This is a genomic window from Bacillus sp. N3378-2at (assembly GCF_033412715.1).
In the GTDB taxonomy this organism is placed as follows: Bacteria; Bacillota; Bacilli; order Bacillales; family Bacillaceae; genus Bacillus; species Bacillus subtilis.
Genome location: NZ_CP117986.1, coordinates 3,667,810 through 3,685,040, shown reverse-complemented (window position 1 = coordinate 3,685,040; position 17,231 = coordinate 3,667,810). Strand labels below are relative to the sequence as shown.

The following is a 17,231-nucleotide window of genomic DNA, read 5'->3' as shown; positions in this document are numbered from 1 at the left end:
CCTAATTCACGAGATGATTTCGGTGTGCGTACACCGCCGCCTGCGTCCGGTCACTGACATCCAGCTTTGATAAAATATTGGTAATATGTGTTTTGACTGTTTTAATCGTAATAAACAGTTCCTCGCCTATTTCTTTGTTTGTCTTTCCTTCTGCGATCAGGAAGAGTATTTCGAGCTCCCGTTTCGTAAGCGATTCATGAGGGAGCTCGTTTTCACCTGAGTGGCGCAGCCTGGATAATACTTTTCCCGCCACTTTTGACTCCAGCTTCGGCTCTCCCTTGCTTGCGGCGCGGATGGCATCGGCGATTTCTGCCGCTTTTGAGGTTTTCAACAGATAGCTGAGCGCGCCAGCTTCAATAACCGGGTACACTTTGTCATCATCAATGAAGCTAGTGAGCACAATAATTTTCGGGTCAGAAAGCTCCCGGCAAATTTGCTTTGTAGCTTGAATGCCATCCATGCCCTCCATGACAAGGTCCATTAAAATGACATCAGGCGACAGTTCCGCAGCAAGCCGAACACCTTCGCTGCCGTCCGATGCTTCGCCGATGACTTCAATATCGGGCTGCGCCTCCAAAAAAGCCGCGAGCCCCATTCTGACCATTTCATGATCATCAATCAATAATACTCGAATCACGTTCGTTCTCTCCTTTTTCTTCCGGGAAAATCGGGACCTTCACTTCGATTTGGGTGCCTTTTCCTTCTACTGAAATCACTTCGGCGACCCCGCCGATTTCACTTGCACGTTCTTTCATAGAATTCAATCCGTATGAGGATGCTTTCACCTGGTCCATTTTAAAGCCTTTTCCATTATCAATCACCTTCAGACGGAGCTGGCTGTTCTTTATGCCTAGAATCACGGTTACTTTTGACGCTTTTGAATGTCTAAATACGTTTGAAAGGGCCTCCTGCACGATTCTGAACAAGTGGTCTTCAACACCCTTGGATATCGCTGTGTCCTGTATATCCCACTCAATATCAATCGGCTGCTTTTTTCGGAACTCGTCCAAAAGCTCCGTAAGGCCCTCCTTCAGCCCTTTTCCTTCAAGGGTAACAGGCCGTAAATGGAGCAGCAGCGCCCTCATCTCATTTTGGGCTTCGCCTGCCATATGCTCGACCATCCTGATCCGCTTGACTGTTTTGTCATCAGCATCCTTGACATGTTCCAGCACGGCTGATGTCATCATCGATATGGCAAAGAGCTGCTGGCTGACCGCATCATGAAGATCTCTGGCCAATCGCTGGCGTTCTTCTGAGATAACCGACTTCTTCATTTGAGCCTGCCATTCCGCACGTTCATTGGAAAGTTTCTGGAGGGATGCGACTTGAAGTTCCACGCGCTTCGCCATTTCGTTCAGCTGATCAGCAGCCAGGCCGATTTCATCATCACCGAGCGGCGGTATCCGATAAGCGAAATTGCCGTTTTCAAAGGTTAAAATGGATTCAATTAATGTATCAATCCTTGTCTTCAACCGGTTGCCGTACATATACCCTGAGGCGAAACCGACGGTCACGCTGATCAGAAGCAAAATCAGGATAAACGGAATTCCGAACCAGCTAGATGACAGCAAAACAAGCGGATCGAGCCGATAGTAAAACATCATAAAGGAAATCAGGCAGGCAAAAAGGAGCAGGCTGATTCCCGTTGTCATGCGGATGGCGCGCCATTGGAGGCTGGCAAGCATTTTTTTTCTCATACGTACTTCACATCCACATCACCGATAAATAAGGAAACGGACACTTTGACCCGGCGCTTTGACTCGCTAAAATCGGTTGACGCGGCATATACCTTCGTGCTTAATCCGCTTTTCTTCGAGCCGATCAGATTGATGTCTCCTATAAAAACAGCCGAGCTGACAGCTACTTCAAGGTCCGATGGTACATAAATATCAACGTTTCCAATGACTCCGCTAATGACGATTGTGCTTTCTCCCTCGGGAATCATCGCTTTAGACAAATCGATTTTGATATCACCGATAAAACCAGAAACATTTAAATCATTCAGATCAAACGGCTGCTTCATCATTTGCAGCTCACCGATAAAAAAGCTGCGCATGTCGGGATGTTTTACATCTTTTGGCGGATCATGATGTTCTTTTTTATTGAGATTGACCTGTTTCTCATTCGGTTCAAATATCGGCTTCCCTTTGATAAGCCTGTAGCCGGCGTAAATTAGAAATGCGGCAAACGCATAGCCGAATAAATTAAAGGTGATGCTGAAGAGGTTTTTCAAAAATAGAAACGCGGCAAAGATATACATGACGGAGCCAAGCCAATCACGGGAATATTTTTTAAGGAAATAGCCGGCAATCAGAAAAAAGAGCGGCCAAAACAGCAGATCGCCTATTCCGATAATTTGCAAAAACATACTGATGCCGAATAAAGCAATGATCAATCCGAGAAGCTGTTTTTTTGTCATTCCTGGTGTCCGCCTCCTTTCTTCTGCCTAGTGCTACCGTATCGCTAGATCCCCGCTGTCCGTTTTGATGTCGATTGGATGCCGGCCGCTTCCTTGCGTGCCTGTGATGTGATGCTGTTCTTTATGTGCTTTGTCAGCAAATGAATACGGCGAACTGACGTATCCGCTTGCTGATAAAGCATTGACTGCAAAGCAGCCGTTTTGGGGAAGGCTTACATTAGCATCACCGCTTGTCAGCGTGACAGATACGGGACCGGTTACCTTTTTCAATACAGCATTAAAATCTCCTGAAGTCATTTTCACATCAAGAGAGCCTGATACATGAACCAGATTTGCGTCCCCTGAAGCTAAATCAATGCCGGCTGTTTTAGAGACGGTATTTGAAATGGAAACATCCCCCGATGATGCCTTCACTTTCAGGTCTTGAAGGCGTACGTCCGTCACGCTCGTATTTCCGCTCGCAGATACTGCGTTCAGCCCGGAAAGCGCAAGATGGTCATTCCCGGCCACAGACAAGTCGCCGCTTGAGGTTCGTACTGCCAGATCACCTTTATAATCATACGGAAGCCTGACGATAAGAGTTGAACGGTTAAACCCATTCAAAAATTGAAATTCTTTTTCCTTTACGGTCAGCTCCAGTTTTCTTTTGTTTTCAGTAACAAATAACTTTCCTGAGTCTCCTGAAATGCCTGCCGATATGTCACTTCGTTCTTCCGCTATAATCCGGACATCCTTGCTATCCGACTCAATGACCATGCTGTCAATGTCCCGCGGCGATGCGCTGGCTGAATCGGCTTCTATGCCATTTATGAAACCCAGGCCTGCAGCAAACACATCTTTTACGACAACAGCGAAACAAACCAGAATACCGGCAGTGATCAACAGTTTGCCAAGCATTTTTTTCATTCGGTTTCATCCTTCTCATTCATTCTATTATAAAGGAAAAGCTTGCGAATTGATACGTGCGGAAGGGAAGGACTTGACCGCAAATCCTTCCCCGTTCCGCTTATTCATTTGCCGCTTGTGTCTGGTCTGATTTTTGCAGTGAAAGTGTCCGCATTTTTTCAATCTCTGCTTCCACATCGTCTGCGAATTCTTTACGTGTAAGTTCTGCGCCGGCTTCCGCTGACTTTGAATAATTCGCGCGGATTTCCATTTCTTCAATACGATTTTCAACACGTAAAAATTCACGATACGCGCTTTCACTGTCAATTTTGTCAAATGTCGTATTCATATGCTCTTTAGCTTTCGCCGCATTTGCCCGCGCAATCAGCGCCTGTTTTTTATCCTTTACGTCCTGAAGCTTTGTTTCAAGTGCAGCCAGCTGCTCTTTCAGATCAGCCAGCTGACTGTTTGCCTGTTCATAGGAAGCTTTATGCTCAGCCGCCTTCCCTTCTAAATACTTCATTTCAGTCAGCGCCTTTTTCGCCAGTTCTTCTTCACCCGCGTCAAATGCGAGCTGTGCCTGATTTTTCCGTTTGCCAGCCACTTCAGCGGCTTCTTCATATTTTTTCTTAAATTGATAGGCAATCGTGTGCTGTTTCACAATTGTTTGCTTTGCTTTTGCGATGTCGCTTTCCATATCGCGTACATATTGATTCAGCATCACCTTTGGATTCTCCATTTTATCAAGTCCTTCATGAACTGACGCAACAAACATATCTCTGATTCTTTTTAATACCATACCTAATTCCTCCTAATATATTGATATTATTTTTTCTTCAAAAATTCTTCCCATTCGTCATCAAAGTGAGATTGGTAGGCAGCAGAAGCCGGTTCAGGATCAAAAGATGATACACCGTTATCAGCTGATCCGTTTTTCATCAGCTTCCAGCCGTAATACACCATAGCGGCCGCCAATGCGATTCCGACGACAAACGGAAGTGAGCAGATGAGCATAATGGCTCCGATACCGCCCACGATGATTCCCGTAATGGTTTTTCCCGCGGCAAACCTTTTGACTCCTGCGTATGTCATCAAGCTCCCGATGGCGAGCGGGATGATAAAGCCGAAGCTTCCTCCTCCAAAAAAGACGGAGATCCCAAATACAATTAATAAGAATCCGCCTATTGTTTTCTTGTTGATCTTCATGCAGATCCTCCTTTCGTTTTCCTTGTCTTCATCTTATACAAGTTGGAAGATATGCAAAACGAATCAGAGATTGATTTTTATATAAGACCGGAGTCGTATCTCGCACAGGACCCATCGGCACAAAAAAACGCCATGCACGAGGCATGGCGTTTCAAAACCCTTTACAGATGAACACTTGCTTCCCTTTCTTTAATCAGGTCGGACCTTTCTGCTTTGGCCAGTTTTGTAAACAGCAAGATTCCGATACCCGCAATAATTTCGACAATCCCGCCGGCAGCAATCACTGTTCCTGAGCCGAAAGCATTAGCGGCATACCCGCAAATGACAGCTCCGGCAGGAATCGAAATATTTGAGATCATATGTATAACGGCGTAAACCTGCGGCTGATCCTCACTATCCACAGACGTCTGGATAATCGTGTACTCAGGAACATTAACAGCACTGACTGCGGCACCAAAGGTAAAAGCAGCGAAAAAGACGAGCGGCAAAAAGGTGTTCATCCCGGTAATAAAGAAAGCAAATCCTTCAATAATGCCAGCAGTGACGAATAACAAGCCGTACCTGTTTACTTTGACTTTCGCCAGCACAAACCCTAATAAAAACGCACCCCCGGCAGTGGTGGCTTTTAACAGCGAGTAAACGATCGGCTCTCCGTTTAAATCTTCCGCAACGTATACGGCAGAGAGCGCTTCCCATGGGGCAGCCGCGAAATTCATAAAGATACAGTAAATGGCGAGCGGATATAAAATCTGGTGTTTTCTGACGAGCCTAAAGCCGCGTTTCAGTCTTCCGATATATGTGCCTCTCTGTGTAACAACCGCAGACTCTGATTGAGATTCAACCGCAGTGTACTTAATAAAAAGAACGAGAAAACCCGACACCAAATAGAGCACAAGTGCGATAAGCATGGTATAAGAAGGACTGATAAACGTAAGAAAAGCGCCGCATAATGTGACAGCCCCAAGCCGGACAATTTGAGCGGAGGATTGCAGCACAGCGTTTGCTTTTTGAATGCCCTGTTCATTGACGATTTGAGGAATCAAAGCGATAGAGGCGGGATTGTAGGCAGCTCCAGTAGCTGAATGCACAATCATAAGTGTCATGACAAACCACAGCGGAGAGAAGCCCGCAAAATGACATAGAGGGATAATCAAAACAATCGCCGCCCTTGTCAGATCTGAAAAGTACATCCAGAATTTCAGCGTGGTCTGTTTCATAAAAGGCCCCGTCACAGGCGCCAGAACGGCTTCCGGCAAAAACGTGACAGCAATCAATAAAGCAGTGCCGATCGCACCTTTGCCGTCATAAATTAAAAACCATAATATTGAATTAAATGCGAACATATCGCCGGATATCTTGACTATTCTTGAGAAAAACAGATAATTGAAATTTCTCTTCCAGATGCTATCACTTTCAATTAAATTCACCATCCATCAGAGCCCCCCACTGCCTATTTTTTACATCTATTTATTACAATATCTCATTTTTCCATTTTTCAGTCAATAATTCATAAGGTTCACTTTTTGTCGTAAAATGGGAAATTGACAGAGTGAAAAACAAAAAAAGCCGGCATGTATTTGAACACGCCGGCTTTCGTTTTCACTTTTTATGATTCACTGCTGTTTCGGTCCCGAAACACAATGGCACTTCTTTCATATTCTACATCGCCAATACCGCTTCTTGCATTTACAACCCGGGCGGCGGCAAAGAAATAATCGGACAGACGATTGAGATAACGCAGCACTGTTTCATGAATCTCCTCCGATTTCATCAGCGCCACCACTCTTCGTTCTGCCCGCCTTGTAATGGTGCGTGCGATATGGAGAAGCGAAGCACCCTTTGATCCGCCTGGAAGAATAAATTTCTTCAGTTCCGGCGCTTCTGCTGTATAGGCATCAATGCGTGTTTCTAAAAAAGAAACAGATTCTTCCGTTAGTTTATAGTCTTTTCTTTCTGTGACGATTGCCAGATCGCCTCCGCAGTCAAACAGCTCATGCTGGATAGTCAGCAGCTCGGCTGTCAGATCTTCAAAGCCGAGCTGCCCGGAAAGCTCTGCCAAAGCAAGCCCGATAAAGCTGTTAAGCTCGTCAATCGTGCCGTAGCTTTCGACGCGCAGGCTGTCCTTGTCCGTCCTGCCCCCGACTAAGCCCGTTTGTCCCTTATCGCCTGTTTTTGTATATAGTTTCATACCCTGAATCTCCTTTACAGACTTATTCAAACAACTCAGCAGCCTCTTTTATACATTCAGCTGTCCCTTTCTTTATCAATTGGTTCAGCCGCTGTTCTATGTTTTCGGATTGCTGAGTTTGAGTCGCGGCGATGAGAATATCACCTGTGCCTCTTCCGTCTCCCAGCACTTTCGTCCGTTCTGCTTCGGCAGCCATAAGAGCCTTGATGAAGAATTGATCTGCCGCATAGCCGTTAATCAAAATCCAAATCGAAAAGCCGGTCTGAACGCATATGAAAACGGATAACTCTCCGTCTTCATATGTTCGATACACGAAATGGTCAAGTCTTTCTGAAGAAGCCATCGCACACGTCTCCTGCAGTTGAAAACCGCTTTCTGAAAGACAGGCCGTAAGTCCTTCTATCGGATCTGGCTGATCTGGCAGCCGTTTATGGATCAGCGTCCTGCTCCACGAAAACCCTGCACCGATAGGCGTGGAGGACAATGTTCGAAGCGGGATTTCCGTTTGCAGAAGAATGTCATCACGCCCCGCTTGGAGCAATGCTTCAAATGGGATAGACTGCTGCTTCACGCTATCTTTTTCAGGCTGAATCACAATCATCGGTTTAGGTGAGCTTTGATGTACCAAGGCGGTGACATCTGTATCGTACACCGCCTTTATGCTTTGTTCTGTGACAGCATATTCCGGTTTTTGCTTAGGCCCGGCGGTACCGTTTTTCATAAACATGAGCTCATCACAGTACAGGCTTGCGGTGTTCAGATCATGAAAAACGCTGACAGCCGCCAATCCGCTTTCTCTCGTCAGGCGTTTGATCAGATCAAGCAGGTCTTTTTGATAAGCCAGATCGAGAAAATTAGTCGGCTCGTCCAAAAATAAAATGCGCGGCTGCTGTGCCAAAGCTTGTGCCAAATACACCCGCTGCTGTTCCCCTCCGCTTAGTTCGCGAATCGGCTTTTGCGCAAAATCGGCCACTCCTGTTTGCTCCATTGCTTCCTGTACAATGGCTTCATCCTTTTCAGTCTGCTGTCTGAACAGTCCCGTTTGGAATGGATATCTGCCAAAGGCTACAGTTTCTTCGACGGTAAAGGTGAAGGCTTGATCCGTTTTTTGCGGCAGGACAGCCATGATTTGCGCCAGTTCCTTCGGTTTATAGTCCGCCAGCAGTTTTCCAGCCAGATAAACCCTGCCTTCCTTGGCCGGCAGCGTACCTGTCAGCAAGTGCAAAAGCGTGGTTTTTCCGCTTCCATTAGGGCCGAGAATTCCGAGAAATTCTCCCTTCTCCACGGTTAAGCTGACATTGTTAATTAGGCGGCTGTCGCCGTATCCTCCCGACAGCCCTTCTGCCTTCATCATAAGCTTCTCCCCCCGCGGTGCTGCCGAATTAAAATAAGAGCGAACACAGGCGCTCCCGCCAAGGACGTAATGATCCCGATCGGCAGTTCAATCGGCTCAATGATGGTTCTGGAAAGCAGATCGGCTAAAACGAGAAACCCTGCCCCGAGCAAGGCGGACAGCGGCAGTAAATGCCGATGGTCCGTTCCCCACAAAAGCCTTGTGATATGCGGAATCACAAGGCCGACAAAGCCAATCGTACCCGATACTGCCACAGCGCTTCCCGTCAAAAGAGATCCGGCTATTAAAATCAGCATCTTCCTCTGCTGAACACTGACTCCAAGAAGCTTTGCTTTATCTTCTCCATATGTCATCACGTTCAGTTCCCTTCCGTTTATAATCAATAAAATGGTTCCCAAAAGAAAAAACGGGAGAAACAAAATAACATAGCTCCAGCCCCTCATTGAGACGCTGCCAAGCAGCCAATGCACAATCGGAAGCAGGTTGTCTCCTGTCAAGGCGATGATAAGAGAAATAAATGCGCCCAAAAAAGAGTTGGTGATGACACCGGTCAAAATGAGGGTGGAAACAGACATCGAAGCATGAACGAGGCGGCTGAAGAAAAGGACCGCCGCCATCGTGGCAAGTGCCGCGGCTACACTCACAACCGGGAGTGTAAACCCTCCGATGACAGGAAGGTGCAGACCTAAGAACAGAGTCACAACAGCTCCGACTGAAGCACCGGATGACACACCTAGCGTATAGGGATCAGCAAGCGGATTTTTCAACAATCCTTGAAAAGCGGCCCCTGCAATAGAAAGAGCCGCCCCCACAAGGGCGGCCAGCACAACTCTCGGCAGTCTGATATTCATCATAATATTAGTGTACATCGGATCATCAGAACCGATAGAGCCGCCGAAACCTTGATGCCAAAAGACACGAAAAACAGCGGGAATAGGAATATGCAGGCTGCCGCAAGAAATTCCTAAGATGACGCTCACGGCTAAAAATGAGAAACCAATGATATATGCGGCATAACGATTATTCTTTAAACGTATCCGGGTAAATGCTTTCCGCAAGTTCTTCGACCCCTTCGATCAGACGGGGACCGGAACGTGTCACAAGATCAGGGTCCACATCATATACACGATGATGTTTCACAGCATTGATTTCGCTCCAGCCATCGCGTTTTTCCACAGCTTTCGCTTTCACACCGTCCGTTGTAACAATTGCATCAGGATTGAGTTTTACGATCGCCTCGTCTGTCATTTGCACCCATCCTGTCTGATCCGCAGCTGCGTTTTTAGCATGGATGACATTCAGCATTTCATTCATAAACGTATCTTTTCCGGTTGTATAAATGTCAGGATCAGGAGAAACCTCGATAAATACGCTTTTCTCCTCGTCTTTTGAAATGGTTTTCGCTTTTTCTTGAATATCCTTTAGATCTGATTTCATACTTTTCACGAGCTGATCGGCTTTTTTCTCCGCCCCGCCAGCTTCTCCGATCATTTCGATTGATTTGTACACCTCGGAGAATGATTGTGCATCATTGACAGTCAGCACTGTAATGCCCGCGTCTTTCAGCTGTTTGATGGCATCCGCTGATGCTGACATGGAAGACTCATGGGCCAGAACGAGATCTGGTTTTAGAGAAATGACTTTTTCAACGTTTACATTCATATCTCCGACTTTCTCAACCTTTTTGACTTCCTTTGGATAGGTATCGTTTGTGGTGACACCGACCACTTTGTCACCAAGGCCGAGTGCGTATGTAATTTCTGTGTTGCTCGGCATTAATGAAACAATCTTTTTTGGCTCTTTTTTGATGGTTACATCTTGGTTCGACGCATCATCAATGGTGACAGGGAACACTTCTGTTTTTTGTTTTGCCTTTGAATCCTTCTGATCCGCAGGATTGCCGCAGCCTGCCAGCATAACAACAGCCAACAGGAGCGCAGTCCATATCCCGGCTCGTTTTTTCATAATCTCTTCCTCCTAAACGAACTAAAAAAGCATCTCTACGACGGTAAAGATGCTGTAAACAACACAAAAAAGCCTATTGTTTACACATCATCTGTCCTCGCAGAATTCGTGCTGATCAAACAGGCAGGTATCCTGGCTCTTGGCGCTTGGCCAATTACAGTGGCGGGACCGCACCGGCTTTTACCGGTTTCCCTTTTAAGCCGGCTGTTGTTCACGGACCGGCACCTATTTGACATTCGTATCCTTTTTTCGGAGTAATTATACTATATGACTGACAGGCTTGTATATGTGTCCCGAATGACTTTTCCCCGTATTGTGTATGGGAGCAAAATCCTCGTAAACACTAAATTTGATCTTGTATACTTAATACCATCATCAATCAAAAGGAATGATTCTTATGGATTTACAGCTAAAAGACAAACTCGTCTTAATCACCGGCTCGACGTCCGGTATCGGGAAAGCCGCCGCAAAAAGCTTTCTGCAAGAGGGTGCGGCAGTCATTGTCAACGGACGCAAACAGGAGACTGTTAATCGCACGATTGAAGAGCTTTCTGGATATGGAACGGTGCACGGTGCTGCTGCCGATTTGTCAAAAACAGATGAAGCAGCGGCTTTTATTGAAAAAGTAAATGAAATCGGTGATATTGATATCCTTGTCAACAACCTTGGTTTCTTCGAGGTAAAAGACTTTGCCGATGTGACAGATGAAGAGTGGAATCAATATTTCGAAGTGAACGTGATGAGCGCCGTTCGGACAAGCCGTCACTTCCTTCCAAAAATGCTTGCCAAAAACAGCGGCCGCATTTTAAATATTGCAAGTGAAGCAGGCGTCAAACCGCTGCCAACGATGATTCCATACTCAATGACAAAAACGGCGCTGATCAGCCTTTCAAGAGGAATGGCTGAAATGACAAAAGGCACAAATGTGACGGTTAACTCAGTGCTCCCGGGACCTACTTGGACAGAGGGCGTGGCATCCTATATGGAAGGCGCCGCAAAAGCAGCCGGCCAGGATACAGATACATTTATCAAAGACTATTTCAAGGTCAATGAGCCAACCTCACTTATTCAGCGATACGCGACAGCAGAAGAAGTCGCCAACACAATCGTATTCCTCGCGTCTGACGCCGCATCCGCCATTAACGGCACGGCACAGCGTGTGGAAGGCGGCATTATCCGTTCTCTGTAGTATAAAAAAACGCATCCGTGTTTCGGATGCGTTTTTTTATACGTCTCCAGCAAATGGTACCGGCTGATATCCGCCTGTTTCCAGTTGTGCTGAAAACAACCCTCCAGCGTGAGGCTGCTCGTATCTCTCTTTTTCTGTCATTTGTTCTGTTGCCGTTGTAATGTAAAGGGTTTTTAAGTCTCTGCCGCCGAACGCGCAGCACGTGACATATTTAGCCGGCACGCTGATTGAATTGATTTCTTTTTTCTGAAACGGGTCAATGTGAACAACGCGGCTGCCGCCAAACAGCGCCACCCACAGCATGCCATTTTGGTCAATTGTCATGCCGTCCGGCAATCCGTCTGACTGATCAAAACGATAGACAGGTTCTGGATTCGAAACATCCCCGCTTTGAGGATCATAGCTGTAACGTACAATCTCCTGGGTCGGCGTGTCGATGTAATACATCAAATTCCGCTCGCGGTCCCAATCCAAACCGTTTGAGGTGGAGACTTGATCCTTGATTTTGACAAGACTGCCGTCTAGATTCAAACGGTACAGCGACGCCTGTTTTTGCTCGCCTTCCATGCTCGTCGTCCCCGCCCAAAGCCTTCCGTACGGGTCACATTTAGCATCATTAAATCTCAGGCTCTCATGCATGTCCTTCGGCTGTTTAATTTTTTCCAAGCTGTCATCCCGAAGATGATACAGGTAAAACCCGTCCTTCATCGTCATAATCAGTTCATCCTTTGAATATTTCGCAAGCGCCGTCACAAAGGATTTGAATTTGATTGATCGGTTGATTTTTTCTTCAGGGTCAAAGATATGGAGCTCGCTCCCCAGGATATCAACCCAATATAAGCGGCCGTTTTCTTCATCCCATAACGGGCCTTCTCCAATCACTGCCCGAGTGTCTGCTTCCAATACTGCATCCATGTGTTACACCTCTTTAGCTTCAGTCTATATATTGTTATTCCCGGCAAAGAGGTGTCCAAACCACTTGATGTTTATTGTTTTTTAAAAAGGATGGTAATGACCGTTCCAATGTTCATTCTGCTGTTCACATGTATCGTTCCGTTATGCAGATGGACAAGCTCCTTGGCAATCGCGAGCCCGAGACCCGTTCCGGCAGTTGAATCTTTTGTGTTCGTCCCTCTGTAGTAACGGTTAAACAAATGGGTGATCGTTTCTTCATCCATTCCTTTCCCATTGTCCTTCACCTTTAAAGATATATGATTTTTTGTTTGCTCCAGAATGACTTGAATCTCTGTTCCTTTGCCGTTGTGCTTCACGGCATTCCCAAGGAGGTTTTCTAATATGCGCCTGAACCACGCTTCATCAAGGGCAAATTCAATATGCTCTTCTTTGGATACAAACGAGATATCATAGCCTTCAGAAAACGGATTTTTCTTAAAATCCTCAATGACATTTTTAAAAAACGGGATAAGGCTAGTGAGATTTCTCTCAATAGGAAGAGCATCATTTTTCAGCCGATACGTTAAATTTAAGTCTTCAATCAGCTTAGACATGTATTCAGATTTTTCTCTGACAACCTGCCCCATTTCTTTCACTTCTTCCGGCGACCAGTCATACTGCTTCGACTCGAGCATCATGCTGTAGCCGTAAATGCTGCTGAGCGGTGTTTTTAAGTCATGTGACAAACCGGCAATCCATTCTTCCCTTGTCGCCTGGATTTTTTCTCTGTTTCTTTTATCCCTTCTCAGCGTTTCAGTCAGCTGATCCATTGATTCAAATATCTCACCGAAGAAGCGGTACGGCTGTTTGATTTTTCCCTTTTTATTTTTGCTGACAGGACGGCCGTCCCGGTTTCTGGGTTCCTCAAGCTTCCCTTTTGACAGATTGACCAGCCATCTAATCGTGTGAAAAATCGGCAGCCCGAATCGGAACATATACCAAACGGTCATCCAAATGATATACATGAACAAAACGGCCATCACGAGAAACATCGCTTTTAATACAACCTTCAGGAATGATTTGTTAAACTCCTGATCGGTTACATAGACTGGGTTTGGCACCGTAGCGACCATCCATCTGTCTTTATTGAGGATCTTAACGGAAATTTCCCGCTTATAGTTCCAAGGCTTAGAGCTGTATTTAAGCAGCTCCAGCTGGTTCATCGTTTTTCTTTCGCTTTTTGTGCTATTGATGCTGTCGAGAATCTTTCCATTGCTGTCTAACAGGTAAATGGCGCCTTTTTTCCGTTTAATATAGTCGATGGTACTAGACTTATAGTGCGCTAGTGAGTCTATCTTTTGTTCACGCTTTTCAACGGAAGTCAGGAGCTGTTCACTTTTTGATTTCCAGCCGGACAATAGAAGATACGACTTATCTTCAATATTGATGGCCCAATAATTCAGTTTATAGTTATGAAGCTTTTTGGTTTTATAAATAGACAAAAGCTCTTTCTTGGTATAGGTGCCCGGCACGTCTTTTGGCACGCCGTAGGAATAATCAGTGTTTCCTTCCGAATCAATGATTTGCATCCAGCCGTGCTGTTTATCAACAGATTTCTTCAGGAAATTATCCACTTCCCATGTCCCGTCTTCGTTTACATCGAGATATGCCTCAAGTGTGTCGGTCGTTGCTTTCGTCAGCCCTGAATTGGATTCCGCATCGCTAAAACGGGCGTCTAAATAGAAAAACGACGCAACAAGCATAACCGTAAGCAGCAGGATCACAATCAGCATCTGGCCGAAAAAGTGAAACAAAAACTTCCATCTTAACCTCATGACCGCTTGCCTTCAGGATTTGGGATAAAACGATAGCCGAGACCTCGAACGGTTACAATATACTCCGGATTGCTCGGATCGCGCTCAATCTTCTCCCTAAGCTTGCGAATATGAACCATGACGGTGTTGTTGTCACCGTAGGAAGGATAGCCCCATACTTTTTCATATATTTGATCTTTGGAAAGCACCACGTTAGGGTGTTCACAAAAATACTGCAAAAGCTGCAGAAGCTGGGCTGAACAGGCAACGGCTTCCCCGCCTACGATCAACTCGGCATTTTGCGGAGAAAAAGTAAAGTAATCATATGTGTAGGTTTGATTTGAACTCGTTTCTTTCGATTGATATGTACGCTTGAGATGCGCTCTGATCCGCGCCGCTAATTCCAGCGGATTAAATGGTTTTGTGATATAGTCATCAGCTCCAACCGCAAAGCCCGATAATTTGTCCGCGTCGGATGATCTTGCCGTCAGGAAAAAAATCGGAGCGTCTGAATACTCTCTGATAAGTGTGCAGGCTTCAAAACCGGACATTCCGCCCATCATGACATCCAGCACAATCAAGTCAACCTTATTGGCCTTCACAACGGGAATCGCTTCTTCTGCGCTTGCTGCATCCAGTATATTTCGATAACCTTCTTTTTCGAGAACGCGTTTGATCATGTCCACAATCGCTTTCTCATCGTCTACGATTAAAATTGACGCATTTTCCACTTTTATGTTCCTTTCTGTCACTGTTTTTTTCATCTTATCATTATATCGTTTATTTATGGTACATTTTTGAATACATTGGAGCTTGGCAAATCAAAACAGCAAAAAAGGAGCAAACAAGCGCTCCCTTTTGATGTTTTTTCATATGAAAATATTATGAGTTCTCATCTACCATGTACAAAATAAACTCCCAAAATCCCGGGACATCCTGACACAAAAGCATATCAGCCTTTTCAAACATTTTGATCTTCAGCTCTTGCTCTAAATCTTCTCTTTCTTGATAGGACGTATTGCTGAGTTTTTTTCTGATCATCGGTGAAAAGCATGCAATCAGATGCTCAATGTCATAAGTCTCGTCTTTTTGTTTCTTTTTTTGTTCAAACTGGCCGTCCACAGCTTACTTTTCCCCCTTTTTTGCGCCGCTAGCTGCTTTCTGATATTCTCCAGCCCCTTTTTATGAATGTTGGAAATGTTTTGTCGGGACTCCCCTAATGAATCTGCAATCTCCTGCATCGTGGCACCGTGAAGATAGACTTTCGTCAGCACACTTTTTTGTTTGTCAGTCAGCTTCTGGATCGCTTGGTAGAGCTGGTAATCCTGTACATGCTGGCTCAAATCATCCTGCCTGTCTAAAAATTCTTCAAATGCATCGCTACCTGTTTCGGAAGGAAGCCGATCTCCCGCCTCCGGATGATCAACCGTCAGCGGATACCGTTTTTGGTTTTTGCGAACCCGCTTATCAAAATCAATAGAAAAGATGCGAATCATTGAATTCATATACTTGACGATGCGGATTTCTTTATAAAACTGCTTAAATAGCTCGTCCAATGATTTTGCATCTTTTTCGTTAGGGCTTTCCATTACGTTTTTGAACAAACGGTAATGCTGAGGATTGCTCAAAAAATGCTTCACGATGGGATGCTTCATTATCTCCTTACATTTTGACCGTAAAAGACTTTGATAGTCCATCAAACCGCCTCCCTACTAAATTAAATGAAGGAAAGCAAAAAAAAGTAAACTACTACTTTCCGACTAGTGTTTTGCAAAATACTTTGCAGCAGTTTACGTTTTATCGGTTTTCCTTCACTTACATACATGACTGCAGAAAAAGAAGGGAGGTATTTTCCTATGGATCAGGTTTTTATAGAGGAAGTCGTAAAACAGATCGGCAATTTGGGGTTTCCCGCGCTGATTGCAATGTATCTGCTGACCCGATTCGAAAAGAAGTTTGATCAACTAATAGAACTAATGACAGAACTGAAAGATCATGCAAAAAAATAATTTTTCAATCGAAGTTGACTTTTCACTGGTTTTTTTCACTTAACAAAACAGAAGGGAAAACGAAAGGCCTTTCACCTTCTCTTTCTGCTATCACATTTAAATGTAAGGAGGAAACATTTCATGAAAAAACAAAATGACATTCCGCAGCCAATTAGAGGAGACAAAGGAGCAACGGTAAAAATCCCGCGCAATATTGAAAGAGACCGGCAAAACCCTGATATGCTCGTTCCGCCTGAAACCGATCATGGCACCGTCAGCAATATGAAGTTTTCGTTCTCTGATACTCATAACCGATTAGAAAAAGGCGGATATGCCCGTGAAGTGACAGTACGTGAATTGCCGATTTCAGAAAACCTTGCATCCGTAAATATGCGGCTGAAGCCAGGTGCGATTCGCGAGCTTCACTGGCATAAAGAAGCTGAATGGGCTTATATGATTTACGGAAGTGCAAGAGTCACAATTGTAGATGAAAAAGGGCGCAGCTTTATTGACGATGTAGGTGAAGGAGACCTTTGGTACTTCCCGTCAGGCCTGCCGCACTCCATCCAAGCGCTGGAGGAGGGAGCTGAGTTCCTGCTCGTATTTGACGATGGATCATTCTCTGAAAACAGCACGTTCCAGCTGACAGATTGGCTGGCCCACACTCCAAAAGAAGTCATTGCTGCGAACTTTGGCGTGACAAAAGAAGAGATTGCCAATTTACCTGGCAAAGAAAAATATATATTTGAAAACCAACTTCCTGGCAGTTTAAAAGATGATATTGTGGAAGGGCCAAATGGCGAAGTGCCTTATCCATTTACTTACCGACTTCTTGAACAAGAGCCGATCGAATCTGAGGGAGGAAATGTATACATTGCAGATTCGACAAACTTCAAAGTGTCTAAAACCATCGCATCAGCGCTCGTAACAGTAGAACCCGGCGCCATGAGAGAACTGCACTGGCATCCGAATACCCACGAATGGCAATACTACATCTCCGGTAAAGCTAGAATGACCGTTTTTGCATCTGACGGCCATGCCAGAACGTTTAATTACCAAGCCGGTGATGTCGGATATGTACCATTTGCAATGGGTCATTACGTTGAAAACATCGGGGATGAACCGCTTGTCTTTTTAGAAATCTTCAAAGACGACCATTATGCTGATGTATCTTTAAACCAATGGCTTGCCATGCTTCCTGAAACATTTGTTCAAGCACACCTTGACTTGGGCAAAGACTTTACTGATGTGCTTTCAAAAGAAAAGCACCCAGTAGTGAAAAAGAAATGCAGTAAATAAAAGACTTGCGGCTTGCAGAGAGCACTCGTT

The 17,231-nt window shown here is 45.2% G+C and carries 19 protein-coding genes and 1 riboswitch; of the genes, 3 read left to right on the top strand and 16 right to left on the bottom strand.

What is annotated here, in order from left to right:
- Position 1: 1 nt before the first annotated feature.
- From liaR to PUN35_RS19680, 11 genes are all read right to left on the bottom strand, one after another.
- On the bottom strand, positions 2-637 hold the full coding sequence (gene liaR / locus PUN35_RS19730; protein WP_014480830.1) for a two-component system response regulator LiaR: 636 nt from the start codon (positions 635-637) through the stop codon (positions 2-4).
- Positions 615-1,697: a two-component system sensor histidine kinase LiaS gene (gene liaS / locus PUN35_RS19725; protein WP_014480831.1), complete on the bottom strand. Its 1,083-nt coding sequence runs from the start codon at positions 1,695-1,697 to the stop codon at positions 615-617. Before liaS ends, liaR begins: the two co-directional genes overlap by 23 nt.
- The gene (gene liaF / locus PUN35_RS19720) at positions 1,694-2,419 is read right to left on the bottom strand and encodes a LiaRS two-component regulatory system accessory protein LiaF (protein ID WP_014480832.1); all 726 of its coding nucleotides are present in this window, start codon (positions 2,417-2,419) and stop codon (positions 1,694-1,696) included. The genes liaS and liaF overlap by 4 nt, the downstream gene beginning before the upstream one ends.
- A 33-nt stretch (positions 2,420-2,452) precedes the next feature.
- Positions 2,453-3,325 carry a LiaG family protein gene (locus PUN35_RS19715; protein WP_014480833.1) on the bottom strand — a complete coding sequence of 291 codons (873 nt, stop codon included), beginning with the start codon at positions 3,323-3,325 and terminating at the stop codon, positions 2,453-2,455.
- Between the two features lie 100 nt (positions 3,326-3,425).
- Entirely contained in the window at positions 3,426-4,103 is a 678-nt protein-coding gene (gene liaH / locus PUN35_RS19710) for a stress responsive protein LiaH (protein ID WP_014480834.1), read from the bottom strand.
- 26 nt (positions 4,104-4,129) lie between these two features.
- Positions 4,130-4,510 (bottom strand): cell envelope stress-induced membrane anchor protein LiaI, encoded by a 381-nt coding sequence (liaI, locus tag PUN35_RS19705; RefSeq protein WP_014480835.1) that lies wholly within the window; start codon positions 4,508-4,510, stop codon positions 4,130-4,132.
- A gap of 161 nt (positions 4,511-4,671) precedes the next feature.
- Entirely contained in the window at positions 4,672-5,940 is a 1,269-nt protein-coding gene (locus PUN35_RS19700) for an MFS transporter (protein WP_014480836.1), read from the bottom strand.
- A 176-nt stretch (positions 5,941-6,116) separates the two neighbouring features.
- Positions 6,117-6,698: a cob(I)yrinic acid a,c-diamide adenosyltransferase gene (locus PUN35_RS19695; protein ID WP_014480837.1), complete on the bottom strand. Its 582-nt coding sequence runs from the start codon at positions 6,696-6,698 to the stop codon at positions 6,117-6,119.
- A gap of 22 nt (positions 6,699-6,720) precedes the next feature.
- Entirely contained in the window at positions 6,721-8,049 is a 1,329-nt protein-coding gene (locus tag PUN35_RS19690) for an ABC transporter ATP-binding protein (protein WP_072592611.1), read from the bottom strand.
- Positions 8,049-9,110, bottom strand: a complete 1,062-nt coding sequence (locus tag PUN35_RS19685; RefSeq protein ID WP_033882094.1) for a FecCD family ABC transporter permease — start codon at positions 9,108-9,110, stop codon at positions 8,049-8,051. Before PUN35_RS19685 ends, PUN35_RS19690 begins: the two co-directional genes overlap by 1 nt.
- Positions 9,073-10,017 (bottom strand): ABC transporter substrate-binding protein, encoded by a 945-nt coding sequence (locus tag PUN35_RS19680; protein WP_014480840.1) that lies wholly within the window; start codon positions 10,015-10,017, stop codon positions 9,073-9,075. The genes PUN35_RS19685 and PUN35_RS19680 overlap by 38 nt, the downstream gene beginning before the upstream one ends.
- 104 nt (positions 10,018-10,121) lie before the next feature.
- A riboswitch (cobalamin riboswitch) is annotated at positions 10,122-10,261 on the bottom strand.
- A 153-nt stretch (positions 10,262-10,414) separates the two neighbouring features.
- Here PUN35_RS19680 and PUN35_RS19675 point away from each other — a divergent pair.
- Entirely contained in the window at positions 10,415-11,206 is a 792-nt protein-coding gene (locus tag PUN35_RS19675) for an SDR family NAD(P)-dependent oxidoreductase (RefSeq protein WP_014480841.1), read from the top strand.
- A 36-nt stretch (positions 11,207-11,242) separates the two neighbouring features.
- Here PUN35_RS19675 and PUN35_RS19670 read toward each other — a convergent pair whose 3' ends face one another.
- From PUN35_RS19670 to PUN35_RS19650, 5 genes are all read right to left on the bottom strand, one after another.
- The gene (locus tag PUN35_RS19670; RefSeq protein WP_003228493.1) at positions 11,243-12,121 is read right to left on the bottom strand and encodes an SMP-30/gluconolactonase/LRE family protein; all 879 of its coding nucleotides are present in this window, start codon (positions 12,119-12,121) and stop codon (positions 11,243-11,245) included.
- A gap of 71 nt (positions 12,122-12,192) precedes the next feature.
- Positions 12,193-13,935 (bottom strand): two-component system sensor histidine kinase YvrG, encoded by a 1,743-nt coding sequence (gene yvrG / locus PUN35_RS19665; RefSeq protein WP_014480842.1) that lies wholly within the window; start codon positions 13,933-13,935, stop codon positions 12,193-12,195.
- Entirely contained in the window at positions 13,932-14,645 is a 714-nt protein-coding gene (gene yvrH / locus PUN35_RS19660; RefSeq protein WP_003243545.1) for a two-component system response regulator YvrH, read from the bottom strand. The genes yvrG and yvrH overlap by 4 nt, the downstream gene beginning before the upstream one ends.
- Positions 14,646-14,796: 151 nt before the next feature.
- Positions 14,797-15,036 (bottom strand): sigma-O factor regulator RsoA, encoded by a 240-nt coding sequence (gene rsoA / locus PUN35_RS19655; protein ID WP_003228484.1) that lies wholly within the window; start codon positions 15,034-15,036, stop codon positions 14,797-14,799.
- A complete protein-coding gene (locus PUN35_RS19650) occupies positions 14,973-15,569 on the bottom strand; it encodes a sigma-70 family RNA polymerase sigma factor (protein ID WP_031600902.1) in 597 nt (198 codons plus the stop codon). The genes rsoA and PUN35_RS19650 overlap by 64 nt, the downstream gene beginning before the upstream one ends.
- 201 nt (positions 15,570-15,770) lie before the next feature.
- On the opposite strand from PUN35_RS19650, the gene PUN35_RS19645 reads away from it, so the two are divergent.
- Positions 15,771-15,923 (top strand): YvrJ family protein, encoded by a 153-nt coding sequence (locus PUN35_RS19645; RefSeq protein WP_003244090.1) that lies wholly within the window; start codon positions 15,771-15,773, stop codon positions 15,921-15,923.
- 120 nt (positions 15,924-16,043) lie between these two features.
- The gene (gene oxdC, locus PUN35_RS19640; RefSeq protein ID WP_014480845.1) at positions 16,044-17,201 is read left to right on the top strand and encodes an oxalate decarboxylase; all 1,158 of its coding nucleotides are present in this window, start codon (positions 16,044-16,046) and stop codon (positions 17,199-17,201) included.
- Positions 17,202-17,231: the final 30 nt, after the last annotated feature.